Here is a 7,619-nt window from a genome sequence, read left to right as displayed (position 1 = left end):
GCGACACCGTGCCGCGGGTGGGCGGGGCGACCGGTGCGGGCCGCCCCGCCTCGTCAGGCCGCGGCCGCGGCCGGTCGCTGCCGACGACGGTACGCCGCCGCCGTGAGGAGCGTGCCGAACAGCAGCAGCGCGACGGCGTAGCCGATCGCGTCGCCGGGCTCGGCGCCCGTGGCGGCGAGGCTGCCGGACGCGGCGTCGCACTCGACCTGCGCGCCGAGCGGCAGCGTGAACGACACCGGGTCGAGCGCCGTGCCCGCGGCGTAGAACCCCTGGAACACCGTGGCGCCGGCCTGGGTCAGCGTCGCCGGGACCCCGGACCACGCCACCTGCGACGCACCGGAGGAGGCCGAGCCCGCGGACAGGTCCAGCGTCGCGATCGCCACGCGCGACGAGCCGGACGGGCTCGCCACCGTCATCGTGAGCGTCGCGGACGACGCGCTCGTGACCCGGACGGCGGGGTTCGAGAACGTCAGGTCCAGCTGGCCGGCGTGCCCGGTGAACTGCACGCCGCCCGACCAGGAGGCCGAGCCGACGTGGCCGGCGGGGTTGTACCGGCCGGTGCCGCCGGACCAGGTCCACGGGCCGGAGCCGGAGACGCCCGAGGCGCTGATCGAGCCGCTCGCGATCGGGCCGGTGACGTAGCTGCGGAACGAGTCCCGCACGCCCCAGGTGAACGACGCCCCGGACACGGCCCGGGCCACGCACGTCGGCGCCGCGGCCTGCACGGTGATCGGGAACTGGACCGTCTGGCCCGCGCCGATCAGCACGAGCGTGTGCGCGCCGGCGGGGGTGGACGCCGGGATGGTGACCGTCGCCGCGACCGTGCCGGAGGCGTCGGCGGTGAGCGTGGCCAGCAGCACGGGGTCGGAGTGCAGCTCGAGGCGGATGCCGGCCTCGCCCGCGCCGAACCCGTTCGCGGTCAGGGTGAGCTCGCCGCCCGCGGTGACCGCGCCGGACGCGGTCAGGCCCTGGATCTCGCGCACCGGTGCCGGGCCGGCGTCGCCGCCGGGCAGGGTCGGCGTCGTCGGGACCGTCGGGGTGGTCGGGACCGTCGGCGTGCCGCAGTCCGTGGCCGCACCCAGCGGCAGGCTGAACGACACCGGGTCGAGCGGCGCGCCCGCCGGGTAGAACCCGGCGAACGCCGTGCTGCCCGCGGCGGTCAGCGTCGCCGGGACGCCGGACCAGGCGATCGTCGTGGCGGTGGACGCCGCGGTGCCGCCGGACAGGTCGAGCGTCGCGACCTCGACGCGCGTGGCCGCCGCCGTGCCGGAGGACACCGACATCAGCAGGGAGGCCGTGGTGGCGCCGGTGACCCGGACCTCGGGGCTCGCGAACGTGAGGTCGAGGGCACCGTCGTGGCCGGTGAACCGGACGCCGCCGGACCACGCCGCGGTCGCCAGCCCGGCCGCGTCGACCTGGCCGGTGCCGGCGGACCAGGTCCACGGGCCGGTGCCGGTCACGCCGGTGGTGCTGATGGCGCCGTTCGCGATCGGGCTGGTGATGTAGGAGCGGAACGACTCGCGCACGCCCCAGGAGAAGGTGCCGCCGGTGATCGCGACGCAGGCCGGGGTGGTCCCGCCGCCGCCGGGGGTGCCGGGCGTGCCCGGGGTCTGGCCGCCGTCGCCGCCGCCGGGCGTCCCGGGCGTCTCGCCACCCGCCGCCGCGAACGCGATCGGGACGGCGCGCTCGTTGGTCGCCTGCGTGGTGCCGCCGGCGCCCGTCGTGAACACCGCCAGCGTGCCGCCCGCGAGCGCCTTGGCGTCCAGCGTCTCCTTGTCGACCGTCACGGTCCAGGTGAAGCCGGCGGTGCCGTCGGCCGCGAGGCTCCACTTCAGGTAGGGGCTCGTCCCGCTCACGCCCTGCACCCACGCGGAGTAGGCGTTGGTGCGGGCTGACGAGGGCGCACCCTCGGACGGCCGCCAGGTGCTCGCCAGCCAGCCGACCTGGGCGTAGAACCCCGCCGGCTGCCCCGCGTTCGGGCCGTACTGGCCGAGCGCGCTGGTGTCGTAGCCGGAGCCGGTGATCGTCAAGGTCGCGCCCTCGGGGTCCAGGGCCGTCGTCGGCGAGACCGTCAGCGTCGGCTCGGCCGGCGTGCCCGGCTCCCCGGTCCCCGGCTCCCCGGTGCCCGGCTCCTCGGTCCCGGGCTCCCCGGTGCCCGGCTCCCCGGTGCCCGGCTCCCCGGTCCCCGGCTCCTCCGTGCCCGGCTCCTCCGTCTCGGGCGCGGCGAACGCGATCGGCACGGCGACCTCGTTGCCCGCCTGCACCACGCCCTTGCCGCCGACGGTGAACACCGCGAGCTGCCCGCCGTCGATCGCCACGGCGTCGAGCGCCGCCTGCGTGATCGTCACGGTCCAGGTGAAGTCGGCGAGGCCGTCGTCGCCCTTCGTCCACTGCACGTACTCGCCGCCGGTCGGGGTGTCCTCGACCGCGACCCGGTAGGCGTTCGTGCGGGCGGAGGCGGGCGCCCCCTCCGACGGGCGCCAGGTGCTCGCCAGCCAGCCGATCTGCACGTACAGGCCGGCGGTCATCGGGCCCTGCGTGAACGCGGGGTCGAAGTCCTGGCCGGTGACGGTGATCGTCGCGCCGGCCGGGTCCAGGCCGGTCGTCTGCGAGACCGTGAGCGTCGGCGCGGGTGCCGCCACGGCAGGCGTCGCCACGAGCGCGGATCCCGCGCCCACCACCAGCGCGACCAGCGCGCCGGTCACCGCGCGCCAGGCGCGGGTCCTCGTTCCTCGGTGCATCGTCTCCCTCTCCGGCCCGGGAACCCGGGCGATCGTGCGGGCCGCGCCCCCCGACGGGCCGCGGTCCTCCTCGGTCAGTGCTGCTGGTCGCCCGGCGCGGCGGCCGGGGTCGTGCCCGTCGTGCCCGCGGCGACCTCCGCCTGCCGACGGCGTCGGGCCACGCGCGCGGCCGCCACCCCCGCGACCGCGGTACCGGCGGCTGCCGCGGCGGCGGACCCGGCCACGACCCACGGCGCGGCGCCCGAGCCGCCCCCTGCGTCGGCGTCGGCCGGTGCCGCGACGGCGGTGGCCGCGGCGGTCGGGTCGGGCGCGGCGGCGGACGTCGGCCCGGCCGCGTCCTCCGCCCCCGGCTCGCCGGCCGCTTCGGTGCCCGCGGCGGGCGCCGCGCCCGCGAACGTCACCGGCGTGAACGACTCGTTGTTCGCGTTCGCCACCCCGTGCGCGCCGATGGTGATCACGCCGCACGTCACGACCCGGCAGTCGACCTCGACCGTGCCGCCGTCGGCGTCCAGCGCGGCGAGCGTCGCGCCCGGGATCGTCAGGTCGGTCGACCACGACCCGTCCTCGGCGAGCACGCCGCCGTTGGCCTCGACCGCGGTCGTGGAGCCCGGGAACGCGACGAACCGCTGGTAGCCCGCGTTCTCCTGGCCCTGGACGTCGACCGCGTACCGGTACTGGGTGCCCGAGACGCCCCCGGCCGACGGCCGCCAGCCGTCGCCGATCGCCGGGTCGACCCAGCCGAACAGCACGTAGACGCCGCCGAACCCGCCGGGGACCGACTGGAACCCGGTGCCGGACACCTGCACGCTCGTGGGCGCGTCCGGCGCGGCGACCGCCTGGCCACCCTCGCCGGTGACGACGACCTGGGGTGCGGCCGCGGCGGGGCCGGCGAGGCCGAGGGTGGCGGCGGCGGTCAGCGCGGCGGCCGCGAGGGCGCGCAGCGGCGTCGGGGTCATCGGGGGTCCTCCGGGGTGGTGCGTGCGGTGCGGTCGGGCAGCACGAGCAGGTCGCCCGTGCGGGGGTGGACGAGGACCTCGACCGGGTGCCGGTAGACGGCGCCGAGCAGGTCGGGGCGCAGCACCTCGGCCGGCGCGCCGAGGCCCCGCACCCGGCCGTCGCCGAGCAGCAGGACGCGGTCGGCGTAGGCGCCGGCGAGGCTGAGGTCGTGCAGGACGGCGACGACGGCGTGGCCTGCGCGGGCGAGGTCGCGCGCCTGGCCGAGCAGCATCTCCTGGTGCCGCAGGTCGAGCGCCGCGGTCGGCTCGTCGAGCAGCAGCACCGGCGTCGCCTGGGCGCGCGCCCGGGCGTAGGCGGTCCGCGCCTTCTCGCCGCCGGACAGCGTGGGGAACCGGCGGTCGGCGAGGTGCAGCACGTCCGCCGCGGCGGCGGCCTCGGCCACCCGGCGGTCGTCGTCGTCCTCGGCGGCGGTGCCGCGCCAGGGCGCGCGGCCCATCCGCACGACCTCGGCGACCGCGAACGGGAAGCTCAGCCGGTGCTCCTGCAGCAGCACCGCGCGGCGGCGGGCCAGGTCGGCGGGACGCAGCCGCTCGACCGGGGTGCCCTCGGAGGTCACGGAGCCCCGGGTCGGGGGCAGGTCGCCGGCGAGCAGCCCGAGGAGCGTCGACTTCCCGGCGCCGTTCGGGCCGACGACCGCGAGCAGCTCCCCGGTCTCGACCCGCAGGTCCACCCCGTCGAGCAGCGTGACCCCGTCGACGTCGTACCCGGCCGCGCGGAGGTCGACCGCCGGGGTCACGCCCAGCCCCCGGCCTGGCGGCGGGTGCGCCGGATGAGCCAGAAGAAGAACGGCCCGCCGACCAGCGCGGTCAGCATGCCGATCGGCAGGTCCGCGTACGCGACCGCGGTCCGCGCGACGAGGTCGGCGGCGAGCAGCAGCACCGCCCCGCCGAGCGCGCTCAGCGGCACCAGCACCCGGTGCCCGGGGCCGACGACCATCCGGATCAGGTGCGGCACCACCAGGCCGACGAACGCGATGATCCCGCAGAACGCCACCGCGGCCGCCGTGAGCAGCGCGACCGCGACGATGCTGACCACCCGCAGCCGCTCGACGTCGACGCCGACGTGCCGTGCGGCGCGCTCCCCGAGCGCGAGCAGGTCCAGCCGTCGCGCGACCAGCACCGCCACGAGCAGCCCGACCGCGACGAACGGCGCCACCACGGCGACGTACTGCCAGCGGGTCCCGTTCAGCGAGCCGAGCTGCCAGAACACGATCTGCTCCCGCGCCTGGGTGTCGGCGAGGAAGGTGAGGAACGCGATCCCGGCGCCGGCGACGGCGTTCACGGCGACACCGGTGAGCACGAGCGTGACCACCTCGGTGCGGCCGCCGGAGCGCGCGAGCAGGTAGACGACCAGGGTGGTGACCAGGCCGCCGACGAAGGCGAGCGCCGCCGAGGTGAACGCGCCGAGGAAGTTCAGCCCGAGCACGATGCCGGCGCAGGCCGCGAGCGCCGCGCCCGACGACACCCCGACGACGCCGGGGTCGGCCAGCGGGTTGCCGAACACGCCCTGCATGACGGCGCCGGCCGTGGCGAGCGCCGCCCCGGCGAGGACCGCCATGACGACGCGCGGGAACCGGATCGTCCACAGGGCGGCGTCGCCGTTCGGGTGGCTCGGCAGCGGGCCGACGTCGAGGCCGACGTCCGCGCGCAGGCCGAGCGGGCGGCGGCGGGCGAGGAGCTGCCGCTGCTCGGCCGCCTGGTGGCGGTCAAGGACAACATCGACGTCGCCGGGCTGCCGACGACCGCGGGCTGCCCCGGCGTCGCGTGGACCCCGGCCGCCGACGCGACGGCCGTCGCCCGGCTGCGCGCCGCCGGCGCCGTGGTGCTCGGCAAGACGAACCTCGACCAGTTCGCGACCGGGCTGGTCGGCACCCGCAGCCCCTACGGCGCCGTGCGGTCGGCGGACCACCCCGACCGCATCTCCGGCGGGTCGTCGTCCGGGTCGGCCGTCGCGGTCGCGCTCGGCATCGTCGACCTCGCGCTCGGCACGGACACCGCCGGGTCGAACCGGGTGCCCGCTGCGCTCCAGGGCATCGTCGGCGTGAAGCCGACGCCCGGGCTGGTGCCCACCACCGGCGTGCTGCCCGCGTGCCGGTCGCTCGACTGCGTCGGAATGTTCGCTCGCTCGCTGCCGCTGGCCGCCCTCGCGGTCGGACTGATGGCCGGGCCCGACGGGGTGGACGCGCTGGCGGCCCGGCCCGTGCCGGCCGACGTCGCGGCGCCGGCGCCGGACGCCCCGGTGCTCGCGGTGCCGCGCGCCGACGACCTGGCGGCACTCGACCCGCTGTGGCGGTCGGCGTTCGACGCCACCGTCGCCTCGCTGCACGCCGTCGGGTGGACGCTGCGCGAGGTCGACCTCACGCCGTTCCTGGGCGCGGCTCGCCTGCTGTACGACGGCGCGTTCGTCGCCGAGCGGTACGCCGCCGTCGGGGCGCTGGTCGACGCAGCGCCCGAGGGCCTGGACCCCGTCGTCGCCCGGATCATCACCGCGGCCGGCGCGCTCCCCGCGCACCGGTACGCCGCCGACCTGGTCACGCTCGCCGAGCTGCGGGTCGTCGCCGAGGCGGAGCTGGCCGGCGCGGACGCGCTGCTGCTGCCCACCACGACACACCACCCGACGCTGTCCGAGGTGGCCGCGGAGCCGGTCGCGGTGAACTCCCGGCTCGGGACCTACACCAACTTCTGCAACCTGTTCGGCTACGCGGCCGTCGCAGTGCCGGTCGACGCCGGCGTGCCCGGCGAGCGGGTCGGCGTGTCCGTGCTGACCCGCGGGTCCGCGGACGGCGCGGCGCTCGACCTGGCGGGGCGACTGCTGGCCGTCGCGGGGCCGCGGGCCTGGGAGGTGCTGGACGGCGCACCCGGGTCGGCCGCGGCCGACGGCGCGGCGGCGGTCGGCGGGCTCGCGGCGGGGGCGAGCGCCGGGGCGACGCGCGCGGCCCGCGCGGCCCGCGCGGCGGACCCGGTGCGGGCGTGACGGTCCGCACCGGGCCGACCGTCGCGGGTCCGGGGTCCCCGGCTGTGGCCGATGGCCACCGGGACGTTCGCCATCGGGTTCGGCTCGTACGTCATGGCCGGGCTCGTGCCCAGCGTGTCCACCGAGCTCGGCGTCTCCGTCAGCCAGGTCGGCGCCCTGGTCAGCGTCTACGGGTTCACGTACGCGGTGTCCACGCCGCTGCTGACGCTCGTCGTCGGGCGGGTGCCGCGGCGCGTGCTCATGACGGTCGCGCTCGGCCTGTTCGCGCTCGCCACCGGCGGGACCGCGTTCGCGACGACGTACGAGCAGGTGGCGGTCCTGCGCGGGCTGTCCGCGGTCGCGGCGGGCGGGTTCACCCCGACGGCCACCGTGCTGGCGGCGCGGCTCGCGCCCCCGGGCCGGCGCGGGCGCGCCGTGGCCACCGTGTTCGGCGGGCTCACGACGGCCACCGTGCTGGGCGCACCCGCCGGGAACCTGCTGGGTCCGGCGCTGGGCTACCGCGGCGTGTACGCACTCGTGGCCGGGCTGGCCCTGGTCGCGCTGGCGAGCGTGCTGCTGCTCGTGCGCGTCCCGCGCGCCGCCGGCTCGCCGGCCGCCGCGGACGCCGGGTTCGGTGCCTCCAGCCGAGTTCGGACGTCAGAGGCACCGAAGCCGGCTGGAGCCACCGAAGCCGCTGCCGCGGTGCCGGTCGCCGGGCCGGTCGCCGACGCCCCGCCGCCCGGTGCCGGGCCCGCGCTGCCCGGACTGGTCGCCGTCGTGCTGGTCGTCTCGATGCTGGAGACGGCCTCGGCCCTGATGGTGCAGACCTACTCGTCACCGCTGCTGACCGACCTGGGCGGGCTGACCGGCGCGCTGCTGAGCGCGGTGCTCCTGGCGTACGGGGTGGCG

The 7,619-nt window shown here is 78.0% G+C and carries 5 protein-coding genes and 1 pseudogene; 2 read left to right on the top strand and 4 right to left on the bottom strand.

Features of this window, described 5'->3' with window-relative positions; translation table 11 throughout:
* Positions 1-53: 53 nt before the first annotated feature.
* From G6556_RS15520 to G6556_RS15505, 4 genes and pseudogenes are all read right to left on the bottom strand, one after another.
* Positions 54-2,741, bottom strand: coding sequence for an HtaA domain-containing protein (locus tag G6556_RS15520; RefSeq protein ID WP_166943358.1), 2,688 nt, complete (start codon positions 2,739-2,741; stop codon positions 54-56).
* Positions 2,742-2,815: 74 nt separating this feature from the next.
* Positions 2,816-3,697, bottom strand: a complete 882-nt coding sequence (locus tag G6556_RS15515) for a hypothetical protein (protein ID WP_166943355.1) — start codon at positions 3,695-3,697, stop codon at positions 2,816-2,818.
* Positions 3,694-4,494: a heme ABC transporter ATP-binding protein gene (locus G6556_RS15510; protein ID WP_346774935.1), complete on the bottom strand. Its 801-nt coding sequence runs from the start codon at positions 4,492-4,494 to the stop codon at positions 3,694-3,696. Before G6556_RS15510 ends, G6556_RS15515 begins: the two co-directional genes overlap by 4 nt.
* Positions 4,491-5,396 (bottom strand): annotated as a pseudogene (locus tag G6556_RS15505) (iron ABC transporter permease); the annotation flags it as partial. The pseudogene G6556_RS15505 and the gene G6556_RS15510, both read right to left, overlap by 4 nt.
* Between G6556_RS15505 and G6556_RS15500 the strand changes: the two are divergent.
* Both G6556_RS15500 and G6556_RS15495 read left to right on the top strand, forming a co-directional pair.
* Complete coding sequence (locus tag G6556_RS15500; protein WP_166943352.1) at positions 5,364-6,731, top strand: allophanate hydrolase; 1,368 nt, start codon at positions 5,364-5,366, stop codon at positions 6,729-6,731. The pseudogene G6556_RS15505 and the gene G6556_RS15500 overlap by 33 nt on opposite strands.
* A 51-nt stretch (positions 6,732-6,782) precedes the next feature.
* The coding region (locus tag G6556_RS15495) for an MFS transporter (protein WP_166943349.1) at positions 6,783-7,619 on the top strand (837 nt) is incomplete at its 3' end.

The sequence above is a fragment of the Cellulomonas sp. IC4_254 genome (assembly GCF_011603975.1).
Classification (GTDB): Bacteria; Actinomycetota; Actinomycetes; order Actinomycetales; family Cellulomonadaceae; genus Cellulomonas.
The sequence above is the reverse complement of the archived record's forward strand: the minus strand, read 5'-3'. Positions and strand labels throughout refer to the sequence as shown.